Source organism: Dactylosporangium darangshiense, from assembly GCF_039537565.1.
Taxonomy (GTDB): domain Bacteria; phylum Actinomycetota; class Actinomycetes; order Mycobacteriales; family Micromonosporaceae; genus Dactylosporangium; species Dactylosporangium darangshiense.
In genome coordinates, this window is record NZ_BAABAT010000033.1 from 1 (window position 1) to 22307 (window position 22307).

Below are 22307 nucleotides of genomic sequence, written 5' to 3' on the forward strand. Positions count from 1 at the left end.
TGTAGCCCTTGTCGAAGCGCATGCCCTCGGTGAGCTCGAGCTCGAGGCCGAAGGTGTTGCTCTCCTCGACGGTGATGACGCCTTCCTTGCCGACCTTGTCCATGGCCTCGGCGATGATCTCGCCGACCGTGGAGTCGCCCGCGGAGATGGAGGCGGTGGAGGCGATCTGCTCCTTGGTCTCCACGTCCTTGGCCAGGTTGGCCAGCTCGTCGGCGACGGAGGAGACCGCCGCCTCGATGCCGCGCTTCAGGGCCATCGGGTTGGCACCGGCGGCAACGTTGCGCAGGCCCTCGCGGACCAGCGCCTGCGCCAGCACGGTCGCCGTCGTCGTGCCGTCACCGGCGACGTCGTCGGTCTTCTTGGCAACTTCCTTGACCAGCTCGGCGCCGATCTTCTCGTACGGGTCCTCGAGCTCGATCTCCTTGGCGATGCTCACACCATCGTTGGTGATGGTGGGCGCGCCCCACTTCTTCTCGAGGACGACGTTGCGGCCCTTGGGGCCCAGCGTCACCTTGACGGCGTCGGCGAGGGTGTTCATGCCCCGCTCGAGACCCCGGCGCGCCTCTTCGTCGAACGCGATAATCTTGGCCATTCGGCGTTGTCCTCCTGGACACTCACGATTCGCCTCGACCCACGTGGGGCCTGCGGCTCACCGCCTGCTTTCGCACCTTCGAGGACCCAGCGGGATCCCCGGGCGGTCGGGCCGGATGAGCCCGCGACGACCAGCCTCGCGGTGGTTGCCCACCGGGAGGACTGCACCGCCCCGACCATTGGCACTCACCTGTTGCGAGTGCCAAGTCCTTGTTTAGCACTCTGGCTGGTCGAGTGCAAGCAAAGCCGGGGTGACAGGCGAGGTGGCAACCAGCACCTCACCACCATGATCAACGCTACCGGGACATCGCCGCAAAACGACCCAAAGCGAAAAAGTGCCCCGCAAATGCCGCGTAAAACGACGCAGGGCACCGTTCCTCATCAATGAGGACGGTGCCCCGGCGGGGGTGGAGAAACGACGTTCGGGTCAGGCAAGCAAGCGAACCCCTTCGGCCTGCGGCCCCTTCTGACCCTGCGCGATCTCGAACTCGACGCGCTGTCCGTCTTCCAGCGACTTGTAGCCGTCCATCTGAATCGCGGAGAAGTGGACGAACACGTCCTGCCCCCCGTCGACCGCGATGAAGCCATAGCCCTTCTCGCTGTTGAACCACTTGACGGTGCCCTGTGCCACGGTGCACTTCCTCTACTTCGGTCCTGCTGCTTCACTCGGCTGGTTGTGGGGACCAGCACCGGGCCGTCGATCATGGCCGCCGGCTCCGGGGGTGGTGCAGGCGTAGGAACGATGACCGAACCGCACGGTACACGAGGTAACCCGAGCCACGACAGGCCCAAATCGGACAGCAAGGTCACGAATCAAGCAGTTCGAAAAGGTCGCCGAGCATGCCTTCTCCGCACTTTTCCTTGCAGAGTCAAACATCGCCCGGCGACTACGTGTTAGTAACCTCCTCGAGCTACACGTGACGGCGCGACTGCACGACCCGGAAGCGGCCCGCGACGTAAGCACCGTCGGTCAGCGCCGCATTGGCCGCCGGATTGGCGCCACTGGCGTGGAAGTCGGAAAACGCCGCCGACTGGTTCACGAAGACGCCGCCGGTAAGGTTGACTGACAAATGCACACCGGCAAGCAGCGCGGCCTCTTCCATCGCGTCGAGGACGTCCGGCGAAGTCGAATACACCGAAGCGGTCAATGCACCCTTCTTGCCGACGGTGTCGGCGAAGATCCGCAAACTCCCCGGCGTGGAATCGGTTCCAACAACGAAGGAAATGGGGCCGAACCACTCCGTGCCATAGGTCTGCTCGTCGGCCGCGCCGAGTTTGCGGATGAGTGGAGTACGCACCGTAGCGCCGGCATATGCGGGATGAGAAACGTCTGAGGATTCGAGCACCGGCTCGCCAACTCCGGCCGCTTTCCGGAGCCGTTCCAACACGCCGTCGTTGACGATGGCGCCGGTGAGTTCGACGCCCTTTGCTGCGTCGGCCGTGAGCCGCCCGACGGCGTCCGCGATGCCCTGTGCGACCTGGTCGAGGCTCTTGTGGCCCTCGTTGGTGGCGATGCCGCCGGCCGGGACGAGAATGTTCTGCGGAGTCGTGCACATTTGCCCGGAGTACAGCACCAGTGAGAATCCGATGTTGCGGCACATTCCGGCAAAGTCGTCGGTGGAGTCGACCACGACGGTGTTGACGCCGGCCTTCTCGGTGTACACGACGGCCTGCCGGGCGTTGGCCTCCAGCCAGTCGCCGAACTCGGTCGAGCCGGTGAAGTCGATGATGCGCACCTCGGGGCGCAGCGCGAGCGTCTTGGCCAGCCCCTCGCCGGGCGCCTCGGCGGCCAGCAGCACGAGGTTGGGGTCGAAGCCGGCGTCGGCGAGCGTCTCGCGGGCGATCTTCACGGTGATCGCCAGCGGCAGGACCGCGCGCGGGTGCGGCTTGACGATCACGGCGTTGCCCGTCACCAGGGACGCGAAGAAGCCGGGGTAGGAGTTCCAGGTCGGGAACGTGTTGCAGCCGACGACCAGGGCGACGCCCCGCGGTACCACGTGGAAGGTCTTGGACATGTGCAGCGTCTGGCCCTTGCCGGCCGGCTTCTCCCAGTCCGCCGTCGCCGGGGTGCGGGTCATCTCGCGGTAGGCGTAGGCGACCGCCTCGAGCGCGCGGTCGAACGCGTGCGGCGCGCCGGCCTGGAACGCCATCACGAACGCCTGGCCGGTGGTCGCGTGCACGGCGTTGGCGAGTTCGAACGAGGCCCGGTGCAGGCGCGCGAGGATCTCCAGGCACACGCCGGCGCGGGCCTGCGGTCCGGCCGCACGCCACGTGGCCATGCCCTCGGCGAGGGCGGGCAGAGCAAGATCAAGATCCAGATGAGGGTACCGCACGTCGAGCCCGATCCCGAAGGGCGAGCTCTCGGTGGCGACCCAGTCGGTGATGCCGGGCTGCTCCTTGAGTGGGAAGTCGGCGCCCAGGTAGGCGCGGAAGGCGGCCTCGCCCTCGGCCGCGGCGTGCTCGCCGTAGATGCGCGGGCTCGGTGACTCCGGGTAGTTGGACCAGTACGCACGCTCGGCGATCGCGGTCAGCGCCCGCTCCAGCGTGTCGGCGTGGCTGGTGAACATGGGGTGTGAGTTCTCCATGGCGCCATCCTGCCACCGCCGGGCGGGCCCGCCGCCGATCTGACGAGTTCCCGCGGCCGGGCAACCCCGGTTACCCCGGACGGGCGAGCTACGCCGGGAGCGGGCCCTGCCAGTTGGACCACAGCTCGCGCAGCCGGAAGCCCATCGCCTCGTTGATCGCGATCATGAACGAGTTCGACGCCGCGTTGAAGGTGTCGATGGTCGTCACCGCGGGCTCGGCGGCCAGCAGCGCCCGCAGGTTGGCCACCTTGGCCACGACGCCCAGCCGGTGGCCGCGGTGCTCGGGGTGTACCAGGGTGATCATCTGCCAGGCGTGCCAGCCCACGGTCTTCGTCACCCGCATCGCGGTCCACGCGACGAGCCGCCCGGACTCCTCGTGCACCAGGCCGGTCTCGTACCGCCGAACGCCCCACGCCGTGAGCGCCGCGTACTGCCGCCGCAGGCGCTCGGCGTCGACCTTCTCCGGCTCGAACTCCAGGTCGCCCATCGGCGACTCGGCGACGAACGAGCTGTCCAGCGCCGCGATGTCGTCGATGTGCTCCTCCGGCAGCTCGTTGCCCCACTGCAGCATCCGGTAGCCGGCCGCGCGCTCCAGGCCGTCGGCGTAGAGCCGGTCCAGCTCGCCCTCGTCGACGTCGGCGACGAGCAACCGCCGCCGGGCGTCGACGAGGCCGTCGGTCAGGCCGAACGAGGCGGCGAAGCCGGTCGGTGCGGGCAGCGCCGCGCTGAAGCCGAGGACGCCGGTGCGGCCCGCGTCGCGGGCCACGGCGGCGGCGTGGCGGACCAGCGCCCGGCCGACGCCCCGGCGCCGGTACCCGGGCGCGACGCTGACCTCCATGAACGCCTTGTCCAGGTTGTCCAGCCGGGGCAGGTCGAGCTGGAGTGAGCCGGCCGGTGTGTCGCCGTCCAGCGCGAGGTACACGTGCCGCCGCAGGGCCGGCGGCGGCACCGCGAACGTCATCCGGTGGTGGTAGCGGCATTCGGGCGGCAGGTCGGGCACGTCGGCGTGCTGCGACGCCTCGACGACGTCGTACGCGGCGTCGATCGCTGCCGGGTCATCGGCGCGCACCTCGGCGATCGCGAGCGTGGGTAGGGCCATGTCCGCCAGCGTGGCCCGGCCACCCGTCAGCCAGCAATGCATTTAACCCGGAAATTGGTCGAGAGGACGCTCGCCAACACCTCCGGTGTTGTGGTCGCGGGCCTGAACCAGGGTCCTGGCCTCGCGGCGACACGTCCTCCCGCACGGAGCATCCTGAACCCCGGGAACTTGGTCGTCAAGTCCGTCACACAGCGCACGGCGGCCCGGCGATCACGCTCAGTGGCGATCATCTCCACCAATCGGACGATCCGTTCCTCGCCCAAGTCTGGAAGCGCTCTCTCAATCTGAACGCTCGGTAATGATCGGACTCAAAAAAATCATCCGAGCAGGCCGGCCTCGCGAGCAGACTTCAACGAGGGCTTGACACGGTGCGTCGGACCGACTAGTTCGGCGACCGCATCGAGGGTTTTGAGGCCGTCGCCGGTGTTGAAGATGACCGTCTCGGCGTTGGGGTCGAGCTTGCCGGACTCGACGAGCTTCTTGAGCACGGCGGTGGTGACCCCGCCGGCCGTCTCGGCGAACACGCCGGCGGTGCGGGCCAGCAGCTGGATGCCGGCGCGGATCTCGTCGTCGTCCACGTACTCCATCCAGCCGCCGGTGCGCCGCACCGACTCGAGCGCGTAGACACCCGCGGCCGGGTCGCCGATGTTCAGCGACTTCGCGATGCCGGTCGGCTTGACGGGGGTGATCTCGTCGGTGCCGTCGTGCAGCGCCTTCGCGATCGGGTTGCAGCCCGCGGACTGGGCGCCGAAGACCTTCCACTCGCTCGGCGGCACCAGGCCGATCTCGACCAGCTCCACGAACGCCTTGTCGATCTTGGTCAGCAGCTCGCCGCTGGCCATCGGGATGACCACCTGAGCCGGGATGCGCCAGCCGAGCTGCTCGGCGACCTCGTACCCGAGCGTCTTGGAGCCCTCGGCGTAGAACGGCCGGACGTTGACGTTGACGAACGCGGTGTCCTCGAACTCGTCGGTCTCGGTGAGCTCGGAGCACAGCCGGTTGACCTCGTCGTAGGAGCCCTCGATGGCCACGACCTCGCCGCCGTACACCGCCGTCATGACGACCTTGCCGGGCTCCAGGTCGGCCGGGATGAACACGGTCGACGGGACGCCGGCGCGGGCCGCGTGCGCGGCGACGGAGTTGGCGAGGTTGCCGGTGGAGGCGCAGGAGTACCGCGTGAAGCCCAGTGCCTTGGCCGCGGTCAGCGCCACGGAGACGACCCGGTCCTTGAACGAGTGCGTCGGGTTGGCCGAGTCGTCCTTGACGTACAGCGGCGCGGTGAACCCGAGCTCCTTGCCCAGACCGTCGGCCTTCACCAGCGGGGTCAGCCCCGGGTCCAGGGTGACGCGGGTGGCCGGGTCGACGCCGACGGGCAGCAGCGGCGCATACCGCCAGATGTTCTGCGGACCGGCCTCGATCTGCTGCCGGGTCACCCGCGCCAGCGCCTCGGCGTCGTAGCCGACCTCGAGCGGGCCGAAACACTCGTAACAGGCGTGCTGCGCCGCGAGCGGAAAGGTGGCACCGCAGCCGCGGCAGACGAGGTTGCGAGCGGGCGAGTCGGTGAAGACACCGAGCGTCGAGGTCATGGCGAGGCCTTCCTCTCATCTTTCCCAAGGCACACGGGCGTGCGCCGGGACGGATTTGGCACCTACCGCGGGCGGGCCTCGTCTTCGAGACGCTCTCGCAGGGGTTGCCGGGGCTTCATCGGGCCGTGTCCCTCTGCCCCTCTGGATGAGGTATTCAGTTGTGGTTGTGCGCTTCTGTTGAGTGTAAGGGGCGCCACCCGCGGCCGGGTATGAGTCATCTCACGACCTGGACGCGGCTAGCGTTTCACCCATGCACCCGATCGCGGCCGAGTGGTTCGCACGGCGCACGTCCCGCTGGCCGGACTGGCCCGCCGAGGAGTTGCTCGAGGCCAAGGGCGACACGCGGGTGAGCGTGGTCCTGCCGGCGCTCGACGAGGAGCCGACGGTGGGCGAGATCGTCACCGGCGTGCGCACCCTCGGCCCGCTCGTCGACGAGCTCATCGTCGTCGACTCCGGCTCGGTCGACCGCACCGCGGAGGTCGCCGCGGCGGCCGGCGCCACCGTGCACCACCGCGACGACATCCTGCCGGGCGCGGGCTCCCGGCCGGGCAAGGGCGAGGTGCTGTGGAAGGCGCTCGCGATCACCAAGGGCGACATCCTGGTGTACGTCGACGCCGACCTCACCGACTTCCGCCCGCACTTCGTGACCGGCCTGCTCGGCCCGCTCTTCGCCGACCCGGCCACGCTCATGGTCAAGGCCTTCTACGACCGCCCGCTGCTGGACGTCTCCGCCGCCGGCGGCGGCCGGGTCACGGAGCTGGCCGCCCGCCCGCTGCTCAACGCCCACTTCCCGCAGCTCGCGGGCGTGGTGCAGCCGCTGGCCGGTGAGTACGCGGCCCGCCGCACGCTGCTCGAGTCGCTGCCGTTCGCGGCCGGCTACGGCGTGGAGACCGGCCTGCTCATCGACACGTTCCGCGCGCACGGGCTGGACGCGGTCGCGCAGGTCGACCTGGGCCAGCGCACGCACGGCCATCAGGACACGGCGGCACTGGGCCGGATGGCCGCGACGATCGTGCACACGATCAACGCCCGCGTCTCACCCGGCCACGCGCTCTGGCCGACGCTGACGCAGTTCGAGCGGCACGATTCCGCAGTGGTACCGCGGGTGACGGCCGTTTCGCACCCCGACCGCCCGCCGATGCTCACGATGCCCGGCTACTCCGGGCCGGACCCGGCCGCCTGAGCAGCCGGACGAGCCCCGCGCACCGGACCTTCACGACTCGGGGACGAACCGCCACAGCTGCGCGGTGGTGGTGCCGGCGCCCAGCACGGCGACGACCACGGCCGCCCACTCGGCGGTGAGCAGCCACCAGGGGGTCTCGATGATCGCGACCGGGGCCTCGCCGGTGAACGAGCCCACGATCACCGCGACGGAGATCAGCAGCATCACGACGAGCAGCAGGACCGCGATCAGGCGCAGGACCCACTGGCCGGTGCGCCCGCCCAGGCGGGCCAGGACGGTGCTGCCGAGCGCGATCGCGGCGGCGAATCCGCTCGCGACCGCGCCCAGCAGCGTGAAGATCCGGGCGGTCTCCACCTCGGTCGGGCCCTGCGTCACGTTGGAACTCTGCGCGAAGTGGGTCCACTGCACGAGGTGCGCCTGGTCGTAGTAGAGGCCCGCCGCCAGGGCGGCGAGCCCCGCGACCAACACGCACGCGCCACCGAGGGCGGAGATCCGCATGGACGGGCACCCTACCGGTCGGTAGCGGCCCGTCCAATGGCGGTCAGCTGACCACGTCCTTGCGCAGGAAACGCCACCAGGCAAGGGAGAAGAACACGGTGGCGTACGCCAGCGCCGCCACGCAGCCCTTGACCAGGTCGCCGGTCTGCATCGGGCTGGACAGCAGGCCCAGCCAGGCGTCGGCGTAGTGCGTCGGCAGCACGTTGCGCAGGTTTCCCAGCGCGGTGATCTGGTCGAGGATGTTCGACAGGATCTGCAGCAGCACCGCGCCGCCGACGGCGCCCAGCGGCGCGTCCGTCGACACCGACAGCAGGAACGCGAGCGAGGCGACGACCAGCAGGGACACGCAGAGGTACGCCACGATCTCCATCAGCCGCACCAGGCTGGTGCCGGCCGGGATCTCACCGCCGATCGGTGCGCTCAGCGGCGCCCAGCCGTAGCGCAGCGTCCCGGCCACCAGCGCGGTGACCACCAGCGTGAGGATCGCCAGCAGGCTGTACAGCAGCGAGACCGCCAGCTTGATGCCCAGCAGGCGGGCCCGCGGCACCGGCATCGCCAACAGGTAGCGCAGGCTGCCCCAGCTCGCCTCGCTGGCGATGGTGTCGCCGCAGAACAGCGCGACGACCACGACGAGCAGGAAGCCCGCCGAGACCAGCAGGGTGAACAGGGTGAAGTTCGGCCCGCCGGACGTGGCCAGGTCCGACAGCCGGGAGAACTCCCCGTTCTGGCCGCCGCCACCGTCGTTGCTGTTGCTGTCCAGCTGGAAGGCCACGAGGATGATCAGCGGCAGCAGCACCATGAAGCCCAGCGCCAGCTGCGTGCGCCGGCGCGATGCCTGCCGGCGGATCTCCGTCCACAGCGACAGGGTCGCCCCGGGCCGGTACCCGACCGCTCCCCCGATCACTTCGGTAGTAGTCGTCGTCACGGCCGCTCTCCGCTCGCCTTGGTGTCCCCGCCGACGAGCGACAGGAACGCGTCCTCCAGCCGCCGGCGCGGCATGACCCGGTCGATACCGACCCCGGCGCGCACGAGCGCCGCCACCACCTCGGCGCGCGGCGTGCCGTCGACGTTGACGACCAGACTGCTCTGGTGGCCGTCCGCCGCGGCGACCGAGCTCACGCCGACGAGATCCCGCAGCACCTTCTCGGCCTCGGCGACGTCGGAGACGTCCAGCTGCACCGTCGGCGAGTCGCCGACGATGTCCGCGACCGGCCCTGCGGCCACCACCTCGCCGCGGTGCATGACCACGACATCGGTGCAGGTCTGCTCGACCTCGGCCAGCAGGTGGCTGGAGACCAGCACGGCCCGCCCGCCGGTCGCGTAGCGGCGCAGCACCTTGCGCATCTCGGCGATCTGCGGCGGGTCGAGCCCGTCCGTCGGCTCGTCGAGCACCAGCAGCTCCGGCAGGCCGAGCATGGCCTGCGCGATGGCGAGGCGCTGCTTCATGCCGTGGCTGTAGGTGCTCACCCGGCGGTGCACGGCCGAGCCGAGGCCGGCGATGTCGTAGGCCTCCTCGAAGTGCGCGTCCGCCTCCGGCCGGCCCGTGGCCCGCCAGTACAGCTCGAGGTTCTGCGCGCCGGTGAGGTGCGGCAGGAAGCCGGGCCCCTCCACCAGCGCACCGACCCGCGACAGCACCGGCGAACCGGGCAGCAGCCGGTGCCCGAAGACGAGGATCTCCCCCGACGTCGGCCGGGTGAGGCCCATGAGCACGCGCAGCGACGTCGTCTTGCCGGCGCCGTTGGGGCCCAGCAGGCCGACCACCTGGCCGCGGTTGACGGTGAAGTCCACCTTCGACACCGCGACGAAGTTCTTGTACTCCTTGCGCAGCCCTCGCACCACCAGCGGCGTGTCGACGAGGTCGGCGTCGATGCTGCGGTCGATGCGCCGGGAGCGGCGCCGGGCGATCAGCAGCACGACGAGCAGCGCGAGCGCGATCGCGGCGACGAGGCCGGCCAGCACGTAGCGCCAGATCACGTCCGGGTTGGCGATCGGCGTGCCGGCCACGGCCGGCAGCGTGATCGCGCCGTCGACGGCCACGCTGTACACCTCGGGCTCCGCCGGCGACCAGTAGGCGGTGTCCGCCGTGGCGATCGTGACCCGCACCCGGCTGCCAGCCTCGAAACGGTGCACGACGGCGGGCAGCGTGACGGTGATCGGGTGGGCGTCGGCGATGTCCTTCGGCAGCCCGGTCAGGTGCAGCGGGGCGATCAGCCCGTCGGGGATCGACGGCGCACCCTTGGCCGGGACGTCGTAGAGCTTGACGAACAGCGTGGCCTCGCCGGTCGGCGACGCGGCGCGCAGGCGCACGACGGGCGCGCCGGTGGCGTCGACCGAGGCGGGCAGCGGCGCGGAGTAGAAGTCGGCGTGCTGGCCCGGTATCTCCTGCGACACGTCCGCGCCGGAGGCGCCGAGCAGGCTCGACAGGCCCGCGATCGGCAGCGAGGAGATCGCCGCCGGGTTGCCGTCCGGCGGGTTGGCGATCTGCTGGGCCGGCCCGCGCAGGTCCACCGAGGTGCCGTCGCCGCGCAGGCCCGGGTAGGTATCCGTCTTGGAGGCGGCCGTGACCAGGCCGCGGCCCTGCGCGTTGAGGCCGGACACGCGCGAGTAGGTGAAGCTGTTCTCGGGCGCCTTGCCGTTGCCCTTGAGGTAGTGGTCGAGCCACTGGCCGGTGAGCAGCCGCAGCCGGTCGACCTCCGACTGCGGCCCGGTGCCGCCGTCGTGCCCGCCGGTGAACCAGGCGACCCGCACCGGGGTGCCATTGGCGGCGATGCCGCGGGCGTTGGCGTCGCCCTCGCTCAGCGGGAACAGCGTGTCGACCTGGCCCTGGATCAGCAGCGTCGGCGCCTTGATCTTGTCGAGCACCTGTGACGGCGAGGACTTGCGCAGCAGCGCCTCGGCGGCGGGGGTGGCCTTGCCGGTGGTGGCGATGTTGAGGTACACCCGGCAGATGTCGGCGGCGAACCGCCCGCACTGCGGATTGTCCGGGTTGTCGGAGGCGCCGAAGAACTGCCCGGCCCACTGCTTCTTGAACACGCCACCCGGCAGGAAGACGTTGACGAGATCGTTCCACGTGATCATCGGCACGATCGCGTCGATGCGCGGGTCCTGCGCGGCCAGCAGCAGCGACAACGCGCCGCCGTAGGAGCCGCCGACCGCGGCCACCCGCGGGTCGGCCCCGTCCTTGCGGATGTCGTCGCGGGCCGCGAGCCAGTCGACGAGCCGCTGCGCGTCCTTGACCTCCCAGTCGGGGCTGTCGACGTGGATCTCGCCGGTCGAGCGGCCGAAGCCCTGCGCGGTCCAGGCGAGCACGGCGTAGCCCTGCTCGGCGAAGAGCTCGGCGTCGCTGCGGACGCTCTGCTTCGTGCCGCCGAAGCCGTGCGCCAGCAGGATCGCCGGCACCGGGTGCCCGGCGCCGGCGGACTTGGGCAGGTAGAGCGTGGTGTCGAGGGTGACCGCGGCCGAGTCGTCCGGTCCGGTGTGCACCGTGACCAGCTGGTCGAGGGTGCGGAAGCTCTTCGGCTTGGGCGCCGCCGCCCAGCCGACCAGCCCCGCGACGAGCACGACCACGACGGCACCGGAGATCATCTGGCGCCGGCTGAGGCTCGGCAGGCGAAGTCGCATTGGCCAACCGTACGCACACGATGTGGCGGAAGGCCGAACCACTCAGGCCCTTCACAGCAACGGCTACGCTCGACTGCGTGTCGGCGACCTTGACGCTCACTGCCAGCCTGCGCCCCGCCGCGCTCGACGCCCGCCGCGGCGTCGTGCGCCTGCATCCGGAGGTGCTCACGGCGCTCGCCCTGCGCCCCGGCGACCCGATCACGCTCACCGGCCGGCGCACGTCCGCGGGTATCGTGGCGGTGGCGGAGCCGGGGGCCAGCCGTGCCCTGCTCTACGCCGACGACCTGCTGCTGGGCAACCTGGGGCTACGCGACGGCGGCCAGGTGACCGTGGCCGCGGCGCCGCTGGTCGCCGCGCAGACCGTCACGCTGTCCGGCCCGGCCGAGATCATGGCGGTCGTGTCGCCGGAGATGCTGCGCCTGGCGCTGCTGGGCAAGGTCGTCACGGTCGGCGACAACGTCTCGCTGCTGCCGCAGGACGTGTCGCTGGGCACCCTGTCGGTCTCCGCTCCGGCGGTACACATGGTCGACCGCGGCCTGGTCGAGGCGGCCCGGCGCAGCCTGTCCAACACCGTCGGCTACGCCTGGACCAGTGCCCTGCTCAGCGTCGTGGCCGCCGACCCGGACCCGGGCGCGCTGGTGACGATGGACACCACCGTCGGCTGGCAGCACGGCCAGGCGACGCACGCGCCGGGCAGCGTCATGGCCACCGCATCGTCCGTGCCGGCCGCGGTGCCGCCGGTCTCCCGGCCCGGTGCGGCGGCGAGCGCGCCCGCGGTGCCGCCGCCGACCCTGGACGACCTGCCGGGCCTGCGCGCACAGGCAGAGCAGCTGATCGAGCTGCTGGACCTCGGCTTCCACCACGCCGAGGTGCTCAGCAAGCTCGGCACCACCGTGTCGCTCGGCGTGCTCGTCACCGGCCCGGCCGGCTCGGGCAAGTCCGCCCTCGTGCACGCGGTCGCCGGCGAGGTCGAGGCGCAGGTGGTGCCGCTGTGGGCGCCGGAGATCGCCGCGCTGACCAACAACGACGCCGCGGCCCGGCTGCGCAAGGCCGCCGACGAGATGCGCGCGCCCGGCCCGGCCATCCTGCTCATCTCCGACGTCGACGCGCTCGCGCCGCGCGACCAGCCGGGCCCGCTGTCCACGGTGTTCCGCCAGCTGCTGGCCGAGCTGATCCGCGAGGGCGAGGCGGTGGTGTGCACCACGAGCCGCCCCGAGTCGGTCGACCCGGCGCTGCACTCCCCCGAGTTGCTCGCGCACGAGATCTCCCTGCCGCTGCCCGACGCGGCACTGCGCCGCGAGCAGCTCACCGTGCTCACCCGCGGCATGCCGCTGTCCGAGGACGTACGCCTCGACGAGGTCGCCGGCCGCACGCCCGGCTTCGTCGCCGCCGACCTCGCCGCGCTCGCCCGCGAGGCCGGGGTCCGCGCGGCGCTGCGCCACCGCCGCGAGGGCGAGGCACCGCAGGTGCTCATGGCCGACTTCGAGGCCGCGCTCGAGGTGGTCCGGCCGACCTCGATGGCGGAGAGCTCGCTCGAGCTGGCCAAGGTCACCCTCGACGACGTCGGCGACATGGCCGAGGTCAAGCAGACGCTCACCGAGTCGGTCCTGTGGCCGCTGTCGTACCCCGACGCCTTCTCCCGCCTGGGCATCGAGCCACCGCGGGGCGTGCTGCTCTACGGCCCGCCCGGCTGCGGCAAGACCTACCTCGTCAAGGCGATCGCGGGCACCGGCAAGGCCAACGTGCTCTCGGTCAAGGGCGCGGAGCTGCTGTCGAAGTGGGTCGGCGAGTCGGAGCGGGCCGTGCGCGAGCTGTTCCGCCGGGCCCGCGAAGCGGCGCCGACGCTCGTCTTCCTCGACGAGGTCGACGCGCTCGCGCCGACCCGCGGCCAGGCCACGGACGGCGGCACCACCGACCGGGTGGTGGCCGCCCTGCTCACCGAGCTCGACGGCGTCGAGTCGCTGCGCAACGTCGTCGTCATCGGCGCCACCAACCGGCCCGACCTGGTCGACCCGGCCCTGCTGCGCCCCGGCCGGCTCGAGCGGCTCGTGTTCGTGCCGCCGCCGGACGCCGACGCGCGGGCGGAGATCCTGCGCGCGGCGTCGAAGTCGGTGCCGCTGGCCGCCGACGTCGACCTGCCGGCGCTGGCCGCCTCGCTGGAGCGGTTCTCGGCCGCCGACTGCGCCGCGCTGGTGCGCGAGTCGGCCCTGGCCGCCATGCGCGAGTCGCTGGACGCCACCGAGGTCACCGCGGAGCATGTGGCGCTGGCCCGCGAGCGCGTCCGCCCGTCGCTGGACCCGACGCAGGTGGAGTGGCTGGCGAACTACTCGGAGCAGCAGAAGGTTCGGTGATTGGCGTAGTCGGCCGTCACCGGGCCGGCGGTCAGCGACGCGGCCCGCGCCCCGCCCGGAACAGCCCGCGGAACGGCCCGACGAGCAGGCGGACGGCGGCGCGCACTAGCGGCGTCGGGCGCGGGAGGCGCGCAGCCGGCGCAGGCGCTGGACCACCACCGGGTCGTGCGCCAGCGCCAGCGGGTTGTCCAGCAGCGCGTTGAGCAGCTGGTAATAGCGCGTGGCGCCGAGCGCGAACGTGTCGCGGATCGCCTGCTCCTTGGCGCCCGCCTGCCGCCACCACTGCCGCTCGAACGCCAGGATCTGCTTGCTGCGCTCGTCGAGCTCCGCCGGCTCCTCGGCGACGGCGACATCGGACGCTTGGGGCTCGTCGTCGGTGTCGCTGTCGACGAAGTCGTCGATGTCCTCCGGGGACCGCTGCGCCGGGATGCGGGCGGCGGCGAGGTCGTCGCGCTTCATCATCGCTCCTGGCTGGTCGGGGGCAGCCTCATAACCCTAGCCGCTCACCCGGGTCACAGCACCGGGTCCTGCGGCGCCCGCCGTCCCGGCCCGGCACCATGCGCCGCAGGTGACCGGCGGTGCGGAAGGCCCGCCGCGGCTCGGGACGACGGCGGGCGCCGAGCACGAGCAGAGGCTGTGCTCGGCGCCGGCGGGCTAGCGGCCGCCGACCCAAGACAGGTCGGGCGGGCCGTAGAGCAGCTCGGCGGTCATGCGGGCCGCCTCCTCGACGGTGAGCGGCTGACGGCCGCCGCCGGCCGCCGCGCGCGGGCGGCCGCTGGATTCCACGCTGACCATGCAGCTGTTGTGCAGGTCCGTCGAGGCGTAGGTCAGTGCCTCGTACCAGCCGTCGGAGGTCGGGTGGACGGTCGCCACCGTGTACCCGGCGAAGCGGTCGGGCACCCAGGGCGATCGCATGGTGACCGTCAGCGCCGCCGTGGTCGCGGCGACCGAGCGGGCGACGCGCAGCGCGACGTCGACCTGGTTCGGCAGCTGGTACACCATGACGATCATCGACGGGCCGCCCGGCGGCTGCCACTCGACGGACGCGGAGTCGCTCACCCGCAGCCGGCCCTCGACCGAGCCGATCATCACCGGCTCGCCGGAGTTGTCGTCGATGCGCTCGTCGACGGCCAGGCTCACGCCGGCCGGGCCGGTGTGGTCCTCCGGATACGGCGTGCCGACCGGCAGCCAGCTGCGCGTCGAGCCCCGCGGCTCGCCGGCACCGGCGGTCTTGACCTGCCGGAACTGCTCGCCGAGGCCGTCGGGCAGCCAGGTCGGGGCGAACCGCAGCGGCACGCGCAGCACCGGGCTCGCCGTCGGCATGGCCGATATCGGGGCCGAGCCCCACGGCGGGTCCGTGCCGACCAGCGACGGCACGTGCCGGGTCGGGGTGCGGTTGCTCAGCAGTGGCACGCCGACCGCCGTGGCGGCCGCCGCCGCGCCCAGCGCACCCGCGCCGACGAGCAGAACCCGGCGCTGGTACTGCGCCCGCCCCCGCGCCAGGATCCGCGCCCGCACCCGCTCGGGCGGCGGCGCGGTGGCCGCGATCGCCTCGTACGCGGCACGGATCCGCTCGTCGTCAAGGTCAGACATGTCGTCCTCCGGTGGTGGCGATGGATGCCGGCTCGGGCGCCCCCTTGCGCAGCGTGGCGAGGGCGCGGGCGGCGTGGCTGCGCACCGTGGCCGGCCGGCAGCCGAGCGCGTCGGCGATCTGGTGGTCGTCGAGGCCCTCGTAGTACCGCAGGGCGAGCACGATCCGCTGCCGCAGCGGCAGCCCCGCCAGCCGGCGGACCATCGCGTCCCGCTCGTCGACCGCGGCGGCCGGGTCGGCCTGCGCGCCGGCGAGCGCGTCGAGCGCGTCCAGCGACATGGGCACCACCCGGGCCGCGCGGCGCCGCCGCCAGGTGTTGAGCTCGTTGACGATCATGCGCTTGACGTACGCCTCGGGCGCGTCGGCCGCCCGGATGCGCACCCAGCGCGGCTGCGCCCGGGCGAGCACCTCCTGGACGATGTCCTCGGCCAGATGCGGGTCGCACGCGAGCACGGTGGCGTAGCGCAGCAGCGCCGCCAGCCGCGCGGTCAGGAACTCCTCGAACTCCACCAGCCGCCCCCTTCCGCCCCATTGACGCGCGCCCGGGCCGAAAATGTGCAGCGAGGGAACAGCGAACTTGTTCATCGCGCGGGCGCGCCCCCGCGGCTCGACGCGACGCCGATGCGCCGACCTCCAGACGGGAACAGCGAACCTTTTTCTCCGCGCGGACACGCCGCCGCGGTTCGCCCCCGCGAATCCGCCCACTACGCGTCTCGGCACGCCGCCGATGCGCCCGGCCGCCGGACGAGAACGCGCGGGCGCGCCCCCGCGGCTCGCCCCCCGCGAATCCGCCCACTACGCGTCTCGGCGCGCCGCCGAGACGCCAGGCCGCCAGACGGTACAGAGAACCTTTTCTCCGCGCGCGCACGCCGCCGCGGGTTTGAGGGGGTGTGGGTGGAGCGAAGCTCCCCCACCGCGAGCGAAGCGAGCAATAAGACAGCGCGCTCAGGCGGTGACGATCGTGACGCCCGCCGCGCGGAATGCGTCCAGCGTCTGCTGGGTCGCGTTGGAGTCGGTGACGAGGGTGTCGATGCGGTCGATCGGGCAGATCCGGGCGAACGCGTGGCCGCCGAGCTTCGAGCTGTCCGCGATGATCACCACCCGGCGGGCGCGGGCGACCATGAGGCTGTTCATGGCGGCCTCGCCCTCGTGGTGCGCCGCGGCGCCGAGGGTGACGTCGAGCGCGTCGACGCCGAGCAGGGCGATGTCGAGGGTGACGTCGCGCAGGATGTTGCCGCCGAGCGGGCCGACCAGCTCGAAGGACTGCGGCCGGACCACGCCGCCGGTGACGACGATCTTCATCCGGGAGCGGACCAGCAGCTCGTTGGCGATGTTCAGCGCGTTGGTGACGACGGTGAGCTGGGCGTCGTCGACGCCGCCGGTGAGCTCGGGGCGCACGGCCAGCGCGCGGGCGACCTCGGTCGTGGTGGTGCCGCCGTTGAGCGCGACGACCATGCCGGGCGAGACCAGGGCGGCCGCCGCGGCGCCGATGCGCTGCTTCTCCGGCGCGTGCTTCGCGGTCTTGTACCGCAGGGGCAGGTCGTAGGACACCCCGTTGGCCACGGCCCCGCCGCGCGTGCGCGTGATCATCTGCTGCTGCGCGAGCTGGTCGAAGTCGCGCCGGATGGTCGCCTGCGACACGTCGAGCCGGTCGGCGGCGTCCTCCACGCTGATGCGCCCGCTGTCGGTGAGGATCTCGAGCAGCGCGTTCCAGCGCGCGTAACGGTCCACTCAACCCCCTCCCCTGCGCGTACGGTGCGAGATGTGTGCACAATAATGCGCGAAACAGCGGGTAAACGCAAAGGCAACTGCTCGAACGAAGGGCTGAGCTACGGTTGCCAGTCCGCCCGCGTGTGCGCAATGATGCGCGAACCGAGGCATCTGCAAGCAATGACGATCAGGCGAGGTTTGAGCCGCACATGACGCAGACCGTGATCGCCCTCGATGTCGGGGGCACCGGGATCAAGTGTGCACTCGTCGGCGCCGACGGCGACGCGCTGCACACGGTCCAGCACGCGGAGCGGCACCGCACCGGCGCCGACCGCGGCGGGGAGGCGGTCGTCGAGACCATCCTCTCGATCGCCGAGGGCCTCGCCGCCACCGCCCGGGACAAGGGGCTCGAGCCCGTCGGCGCGGGCCTTGCGGTGCCGGGGGTGATCGACGAGGCCAACGGCGTCGCGGTCTGGGCGGCGAACGTCGGCTTCCGGGACGTACCGCTGAAGTCTCTCCTCGAGGCGCGCCTCGGCCTGCCCGCGGCCCTCGGCCACGACGTTCGCGCCGGCGGCCTCGCCGAGGCGCGGCTGGGCGCCGGGCGCGGCCACGACTACGTCCTCGTCATCCCGATCGGCACCGGCATCGCCGCCGCCAACGTGGTGCACGGCCAGGTCTACGCCGGCGCACACGGCGCGGGCGGGGAGATCGGCCACATCGTCGTGCGCCCGGGCGGCCCGAAGTGCGGCTGCGGCCAGCACGGCTGCCTGGAGGCCATCGCCTCGGCGTCCGCGGTCGGGCGCCGCTACTCCGAGCAGGCCGGCCGCGCCGCCACCGCGGAGGAGGTCGCGCGCCTGGCCGCCGAGGGCGAGGCGACCGCGGTCGCCGTCTGGCGCGAGACGATCGACGCCCTCGCCGACGGGCTGATGACCGGCATCGCGCTGTTCGACCCGGCCGTGATCGTGCTCGGCGGCGGGCTGGCCGAGGCCGGCGAGGCGCTGCTCGCGCCGCTGCGCGAGGGCGTGCACGAGCGGGTGACGTTCCACCGCGAGCCGGTCATCACGCGCGCCGCGCTCGGCGACGAGGCCGGCTGCCTGGGCGCCGCCCTGCTCGCGCTCGACAACTTGCAATCGCAGGGCAGGCAATCGCAGGGCAAGTAATCGCAGGGCAAGCAATCGCAGGGCAAGCAATCGCAGGGCAAGCAAATCGCAGGGCAAGCAAATCGCAGGGGAAGCAATCGAAGGGAACTGCGCAATGACGTTGGTATCCGGGGTTCGGGTCGTCGCGGGCGACCGCGTCATCGACAACGGCTTCGTCCGGGTCGAGGGCGATCGGATCGCCGAGGTCGGCGAGCACTCCGGATCGCCGACCGGCGGCACTGCGGTGCCCGGCTTCGTCGACATCCACGTCCACGGCGGCGGCGGCGCGACCTTCACCACCGGAGACGCCGGCGAGGCCCGCAAGGCCGCGGCGTACCACCTCGCGCACGGCACCACGAGCATGCTCGCCAGCCTTGTCACCTCCCCGCCGGAGCTGATGCTGAGCGCCACCGAGGCGTTCGCGCCGCTCGTCGGCGAGGGCGTGCTGGCCGGCATCCACTTCGAGGGCCCGTACCTGTCGCAGGCCCGCTGCGGCGCCCAGAACCCAGCCCACCTGCGCCACCCCTCGACCGACGAGCTCGAGGCGCTCATCGCGGCGGGCGAGGGCGCCGTGCGCCTGGTCACCGTCGCGCCCGAGCTGCCCGGCGCCCTGGACGCCATCCGCCTACTGGTCGAGCGCGGGGTCGTCGCCGCCATCGGGCACACCGACGCCACCTACGAGGAGACCCTCGCGGGCGTCGAGGCCGGCGCCACCGTCGGCACCCACGTCTTCAACGGCATGCGCCCGCCGCACCACCGCCAGCCCGGCCCGGTCTTCGCCCTGCTCGGCGCCGCGGGCGTGGTCTGCGAGTTCGTCGCCGACGGCATCCACCTGCACGACGGCACGCTCGCCTTCGCCGCCACGGTGACCGGACCGGCCCGCGCCGCGCTGATCACCGACGCCATGGCCGCCGCCGGCATGCCCGACGGCACCTACGAGCTGGGCGGCCAGGCCGTCACCGTGGCCGGCGGGGTGGCCCGGCTGGCGCGCGACGGCGCGATCGCCGGCAGCACCCTGACCATGGACCAGGCCTTCCGCCGCGCCGTGGGCGCCGGGCTGTCGCTGGTCGACGCCGCGCGGATGGCCTCGTCGACGCCGGCCGGCGCGATCGGCCTGGCCGGCGAGGTGGGCGCCCTGCGCCCGGGCCTGCGAGCCGACCTGGTGCTGCTGGACGAGGACCTCGGCGTTCAGCGGGTCATGCGGGCCGGTGCCTGGGTGGCGGGCTCGGCGTCGTAGAACGGCCCGGCCCAGCCCGAGCGGATCAGGCGACCACCGAGCGGGATCGCGTCCCACGGCGTGCGGCGCAGCAGCCGGTCCAGGAACAGGCCGAGCAGCAGCGCCGCCAGGCCGTCGGTGATCCAGTGGAAGCTCAGGTACGTCGTGGTGAAGAGTAGGACCAGCGGAATCGTGTAGCGGATGGCGGCCACCAGGCGCGGGCGGAGCACGCCGCTGAGCAGGGTGGCCAGCACGCCGTACCAGACGATGGCGTTGACCACGTGGCCCGACGGGTACGACAGGCCCCCGTCGACGTAGAACAGATACTCGGGATGGGCATGCTTGTGCTCGCTCGCGGCCAGCCGGTCGGTCCAGACCTTCAGCGGCCCGATGGTCACGTACGTGAGCGCGAAGGCGCCGACGACCAGGAGGAACGGGCGCACCGTGTGGCGCGCCCGGCTCATGAAGAAGGCGACGATCAAGGCCAGCGGGGTGAGCACCTGGCCGCCCTGGCCGAGCTTGTTGAACCACCGCAGCGTCGTGTCGAGCCATCCCGGGCGGTGGGCGTCGACGAAGTCCCGCACCGCGGTGTCGACGTGCAGGAGCGGGGTCTTCGCGGCCAGCAGGACGGTGATCACGACGAACCCCGCCACGAGCAGAGCATCGAGCCACCAACCGGCGGGACGGACGGGGCGTAACTCGATGCGCACGCACCAAAAGCTACATGAGCTGCCGCGCGGAGCTCAGCGGGATACGTCGACCGTGCCGCCGGTGCGAGCCAACAGGTCGCCGAGTCCGAGCCGCGTCGTGACCACAGTCAGCAGGTCGTCGGCGCGCAGCACGTAACCGGCCGGCGGGGCCCAGACGGTCTGGCGCTCCTCGTCGGTCGCCACGGCGAGCACCCGCACCTCGCCGACGTCCTGCGCGGCGGCGACCGGGCGGCCGTCCAGCTGTGACCCGGCGCACACGGGCACCTCGGCCAGCAGCAGGACGCGGCGGTCGACCGGGACGGTGCCGATGACCTCGCGCTCGAGCAGGGCGGCGGCGAAGGCGGGCGCGGCGAGGTACGACACGCTGCGCGAGGCGGTGATGCCGAACGCGCGCTGCACGCGGTCGGCGAACCGGCCGTCGAAGAGCCGCAGGATGACCCGCAGGTCGGGCTTGAGCGCCCGCCCCTCCAGCGCCGCCTCCAGATTGGCCTGGTCATCGGTGGAGACCACGACCAGCGCCCGGCAGGTGTTCACCGAGGCGGCCCGCAGCGTCTCCACGTTGCTGGCGTCGCCGACGATGAACGGCACGCCGCGCTCGCGGGCCGACTGCGCGCCGCGCGCGTTCTCGTTGCGGTCGATGACCACGACCGGCACGCCGAGGTCGACGAACGAGTGCATGACCCGGGTCCCGACGTTGCCGAGCCCGACGACGACCACGTGGTCGGAGAGCGGCTCGCGCAGCCGGTTGAGCGCGATGGCGAGCCGGGCGTTGACGACGGCCTCGACGACCGCGGCCGTGATGACCGGGATCAGGGCCACGTTGACCAGGCCGAGGATGGTCGTGACGACCTTCTCCGGCCAGTGTGTCTGCAGGTCCGGGCTCGCGCCGGTCAGCTCCGACAGCAGCGTCACGTAGGCGGCGCCCCACCAGCTGATGTGCTTGTAGTGCGCGATGACCGCGGTGGCGGCGGCGCCGACCGCCAGCAGGGCGAGCGCGGTGATCCACAGCCGCCGGCTGATCAGCCCGCGGATGCTGCGCAGCGGGTTGTGCCACCGGCGCCGCCGTCGATGCTCCGGGTCGTGCGGAAACAGGACCGTTGCGGCGCGCTCGCCGTTGGCCACAGCGAGTACCAGATCCGCCTGGTCTTGATCTTCCGGAAGCAGCTCGGGCTCGTCCTCGCCGGCCGTGCGGGCCAGCCCGACCACCACGTCGTCGCGGCGCACGTCGGCGCGGCGGGCCACGAACAGGGTGCGCTGCGCGACCCGCACGTGCACCGGCGCGACCTCGCCGAGCGCCTCGGAGACGAACGCGGGCGCGGCCATCTGCGCGTCGGAGAGCACGCGGACGTCGGCGAAGTTGCGCCGCACGCTGTGCCCGAGCCGCAGGTTGAACATCCGGATGACGAGCCGGATCCTGCGGTTGAGCTCCTGCGCCTGCAGCGCCGCGTCGAGGTTGCCGATGTCGTCCTGCTTGACCAGCGCGAGCGCGTCGGCGCCGGCGAGGTCGGCCCGCTCGAACGCCTCGGTGTCGGGCCGCTCGGCCTCGACCAGCCGCCCGCCGTGCTCGGCGATCAGCCGCGCGATCTCGGGACCGTAGCGCCGCTTCACGCTCGGCAGGATGGCGGTGACGTGCACCCCGTACTGCTCGATGAGCTCGCGGATCAACCGGAACGCGAGCGGATCGTCGCCGCACACGACCACGCGCTTGGCCGGCGCGTGCACGGCGTGCCGGGTGGCCGCCTCGCCGTCCGGCGCGGGGATCGACCACGGACGGGTGATCGCCTGAACGCGTGGAAGGTTGCCCCGCAGCCGCCTCATCAGCCACGACTCGGACGTCACCGGGCGATCCTAGCGAAGATCAGTGATAGGACAGCTCGCCGGCGCGGATCTCTGCCGTCAGGCGGTTCTCCCACGGCGCGAGCGGGCAGGCCCAGGCGTCGTCGTAGGCGCAGGACGGGTTGTACGCGTAGTTGAAGTCCAGCCGCACGCGGCCGTCGGGCAGCGCCTCCACGCCCCGGCCGTGCGTGCCCTTCACGGTGTCGGTCAGGTAGCGCCCGGCGCCGTACGTCTCCCGGCCGCTGGTGCCGTCGCGGAAGGGCAGGAACAGCCCGCCGCCGTACGCCGCCAGCCAGAACAACGTCAGCGACCCCCACGGCGTGTCGAGGATCCCGGCCCGCTCGTAGCGCAGCACGCCGTCCTCGCCGCCGGTGTCGATCTCCAGGCCCCCTTCGGCCGGGGTCATCGACACCGTGGCGACGAAGTCGTCGTCCGGCGGGAAGTAGCGCAGCGGCCCGGGCGCCGCGGACTGCGGATGGGTGGCGAACAGATCGTCGCGCCGGGCCCGGAACCCCGCCAGATCCGTGTCGGACAGATACATGGCGGCGACCCGGGCCCGGAAGTCGGCGAGTGAGAGAGCGTCCACCCCCC

General features: G+C 72.3%; 19 protein-coding genes and 1 riboswitch. Of the genes, 4 read left to right on the plus strand and 15 right to left on the minus strand.

Annotation, left to right across the window (positions count from 1 at the left end; translation table 11 throughout):
- From ABD901_RS40550 to thrC, 5 genes are all read right to left on the minus strand, one after another.
- On the minus strand, nucleotides 1–592 hold a 592-nt coding region (locus ABD901_RS40550), incomplete at its 3' end, for a TCP-1/cpn60 chaperonin family protein (RefSeq protein ID WP_345135818.1).
- Between the two features lie 426 nt (nucleotides 593–1018).
- Nucleotides 1019–1222, minus strand: a complete 204-nt coding sequence (locus ABD901_RS40555; protein ID WP_190251253.1) for a cold-shock protein — start codon at nucleotides 1220–1222, stop codon at nucleotides 1019–1021.
- Between the two features lie 280 nt (nucleotides 1223–1502).
- Nucleotides 1503–3176 (minus strand): phenylacetic acid degradation protein PaaN, encoded by a 1674-nt coding sequence (gene paaN, locus ABD901_RS40560; RefSeq protein WP_345135821.1) that lies wholly within the window; start codon nucleotides 3174–3176, stop codon nucleotides 1503–1505.
- A gap of 88 nt (nucleotides 3177–3264) precedes the next feature.
- Nucleotides 3265–4275, minus strand: a complete 1011-nt coding sequence (locus ABD901_RS40565; RefSeq protein WP_345135823.1) for a GNAT family N-acetyltransferase — start codon at nucleotides 4273–4275, stop codon at nucleotides 3265–3267.
- A 317-nt stretch (nucleotides 4276–4592) separates the two neighbouring features.
- Nucleotides 4593–5861, minus strand: a complete 1269-nt coding sequence (gene thrC, locus ABD901_RS40570; protein ID WP_345135825.1) for a threonine synthase — start codon at nucleotides 5859–5861, stop codon at nucleotides 4593–4595.
- 12 nt (nucleotides 5862–5873) lie between these two features.
- A riboswitch (SAM riboswitch) is annotated at nucleotides 5874–6013 on the minus strand.
- A gap of 98 nt (nucleotides 6014–6111) precedes the next feature.
- On the opposite strand from thrC, the gene ABD901_RS40575 reads away from it, so the two are divergent.
- A complete protein-coding gene (locus ABD901_RS40575; protein WP_345135826.1) occupies nucleotides 6112–7044 on the plus strand; it encodes a glucosyl-3-phosphoglycerate synthase in 933 nt (310 codons plus the stop codon).
- Nucleotides 7045–7074: 30 nt separating this feature from the next.
- Here ABD901_RS40575 and ABD901_RS40580 read toward each other — a convergent pair whose 3' ends face one another.
- The 3 genes from ABD901_RS40580 to ABD901_RS40590 are packed head-to-tail and all read right to left on the minus strand — an operon-like array spanning nucleotide 7075 to nucleotide 11163.
- Nucleotides 7075–7542 (minus strand): hypothetical protein, encoded by a 468-nt coding sequence (locus ABD901_RS40580; RefSeq protein WP_345135828.1) that lies wholly within the window; start codon nucleotides 7540–7542, stop codon nucleotides 7075–7077.
- 43 nt (nucleotides 7543–7585) lie between these two features.
- Complete coding sequence (locus ABD901_RS40585; protein WP_345135830.1) at nucleotides 7586–8467, minus strand: ABC transporter permease; 882 nt, start codon at nucleotides 8465–8467, stop codon at nucleotides 7586–7588.
- Complete coding sequence (locus tag ABD901_RS40590) at nucleotides 8464–11163, minus strand: alpha/beta fold hydrolase (protein WP_345135832.1); 2700 nt, start codon at nucleotides 11161–11163, stop codon at nucleotides 8464–8466. Before ABD901_RS40590 ends, ABD901_RS40585 begins: the two co-directional genes overlap by 4 nt.
- A gap of 20 nt (nucleotides 11164–11183) precedes the next feature.
- On the opposite strand from ABD901_RS40590, the gene ABD901_RS40595 reads away from it, so the two are divergent.
- Nucleotides 11184–13514 carry an AAA family ATPase gene (locus tag ABD901_RS40595; RefSeq protein WP_425556787.1) on the plus strand — a complete coding sequence of 777 codons (2331 nt, stop codon included), beginning with the start codon at nucleotides 11184–11186 and terminating at the stop codon, nucleotides 13512–13514.
- Between the two features lie 105 nt (nucleotides 13515–13619).
- Here ABD901_RS40595 and ABD901_RS40600 read toward each other — a convergent pair whose 3' ends face one another.
- From ABD901_RS40600 to ABD901_RS40615, 4 genes are all read right to left on the minus strand, one after another.
- Nucleotides 13620–13976, minus strand: a complete 357-nt coding sequence (locus ABD901_RS40600; RefSeq protein ID WP_380137134.1) for a DUF3263 domain-containing protein — start codon at nucleotides 13974–13976, stop codon at nucleotides 13620–13622.
- Between the two features lie 192 nt (nucleotides 13977–14168).
- Nucleotides 14169–15107 (minus strand): hypothetical protein, encoded by a 939-nt coding sequence (locus tag ABD901_RS40605; RefSeq protein ID WP_345135837.1) that lies wholly within the window; start codon nucleotides 15105–15107, stop codon nucleotides 14169–14171.
- The gene (locus ABD901_RS40610) at nucleotides 15100–15615 is read right to left on the minus strand and encodes a SigE family RNA polymerase sigma factor (protein WP_345135839.1); all 516 of its coding nucleotides are present in this window, start codon (nucleotides 15613–15615) and stop codon (nucleotides 15100–15102) included. The genes ABD901_RS40605 and ABD901_RS40610 overlap by 8 nt, the downstream gene beginning before the upstream one ends.
- Before the next feature lie 435 nt (nucleotides 15616–16050).
- Complete coding sequence (locus ABD901_RS40615) at nucleotides 16051–16836, minus strand: DeoR/GlpR family DNA-binding transcription regulator (protein WP_345135840.1); 786 nt, start codon at nucleotides 16834–16836, stop codon at nucleotides 16051–16053.
- A gap of 188 nt (nucleotides 16837–17024) precedes the next feature.
- Between ABD901_RS40615 and ABD901_RS40620 the strand changes: the two genes are divergently transcribed.
- Both ABD901_RS40620 and nagA read left to right on the plus strand, forming a co-directional pair.
- Nucleotides 17025–17975, plus strand: coding sequence for an ROK family protein (locus tag ABD901_RS40620; RefSeq protein WP_345135842.1), 951 nt, complete (start codon nucleotides 17025–17027; stop codon nucleotides 17973–17975).
- A gap of 94 nt (nucleotides 17976–18069) precedes the next feature.
- Nucleotides 18070–19191, plus strand: a complete 1122-nt coding sequence (nagA, locus tag ABD901_RS40625) for an N-acetylglucosamine-6-phosphate deacetylase (RefSeq protein WP_345135844.1) — start codon at nucleotides 18070–18072, stop codon at nucleotides 19189–19191.
- On the opposite strand, the gene ABD901_RS40630 is transcribed toward nagA, so the two are convergent.
- Genes ABD901_RS40630 through ABD901_RS40640 form a run of 3 tightly spaced genes read right to left on the minus strand, consistent with a single transcriptional unit; the run spans nucleotide 19143 to nucleotide 22302 of the window.
- Nucleotides 19143–19874, minus strand: a complete 732-nt coding sequence (locus tag ABD901_RS40630) for a phosphatase PAP2 family protein (protein ID WP_345135983.1) — start codon at nucleotides 19872–19874, stop codon at nucleotides 19143–19145. The genes nagA and ABD901_RS40630 overlap by 49 nt on opposite strands.
- 39 nt (nucleotides 19875–19913) lie before the next feature.
- On the minus strand, nucleotides 19914–21719 hold the full coding sequence (locus ABD901_RS40635) for an NAD-binding protein (protein ID WP_345135845.1): 1806 nt from the start codon (nucleotides 21717–21719) through the stop codon (nucleotides 19914–19916).
- A 19-nt stretch (nucleotides 21720–21738) separates the two neighbouring features.
- Complete coding sequence (locus ABD901_RS40640; RefSeq protein WP_345135846.1) at nucleotides 21739–22302, minus strand: DUF1684 domain-containing protein; 564 nt, start codon at nucleotides 22300–22302, stop codon at nucleotides 21739–21741.
- Nucleotides 22303–22307: the final 5 nt, after the last annotated feature.

Bases quoted from the DNA above. Each gene is read 5' to 3' on its own strand.
- nagA (WP_345135844.1), top strand. From the start codon at position 18,070: ATGACGTTGGTATCCGGGGTTCGGGTCGTCGCGGGCGACCGCGTCATC.
- ABD901_RS40575 (WP_345135826.1), top strand. From the start codon at position 6,112: ATGCACCCGATCGCGGCCGAGTGGTTCGCACGGCGCACGTCCCGCTGG.
- ABD901_RS40620 (WP_345135842.1), top strand. From the start codon at position 17,025: ATGACGCAGACCGTGATCGCCCTCGATGTCGGGGGCACCGGGATCAAG.
- ABD901_RS40595 (WP_425556787.1), top strand. From the start codon at position 11,184: ATGTGGCGGAAGGCCGAACCACTCAGGCCCTTCACAGCAACGGCTACG.
- thrC (WP_345135825.1), bottom strand. From the start codon at position 5,861: ATGACCTCGACGCTCGGTGTCTTCACCGACTCGCCCGCTCGCAACCTC.
- paaN (WP_345135821.1), bottom strand. From the start codon at position 3,176: ATGGAGAACTCACACCCCATGTTCACCAGCCACGCCGACACGCTGGAG.
- ABD901_RS40600 (WP_380137134.1), bottom strand. From the start codon at position 13,976: ATGATGAAGCGCGACGACCTCGCCGCCGCCCGCATCCCGGCGCAGCGG.
- ABD901_RS40605 (WP_345135837.1), bottom strand. From the start codon at position 15,107: ATGTCTGACCTTGACGACGAGCGGATCCGTGCCGCGTACGAGGCGATC.
- ABD901_RS40580 (WP_345135828.1), bottom strand. From the start codon at position 7,542: ATGCGGATCTCCGCCCTCGGTGGCGCGTGCGTGTTGGTCGCGGGGCTC.
- ABD901_RS40565 (WP_345135823.1), bottom strand. From the start codon at position 4,275: ATGGCCCTACCCACGCTCGCGATCGCCGAGGTGCGCGCCGATGACCCG.
- ABD901_RS40590 (WP_345135832.1), bottom strand. From the start codon at position 11,163: ATGCGACTTCGCCTGCCGAGCCTCAGCCGGCGCCAGATGATCTCCGGT.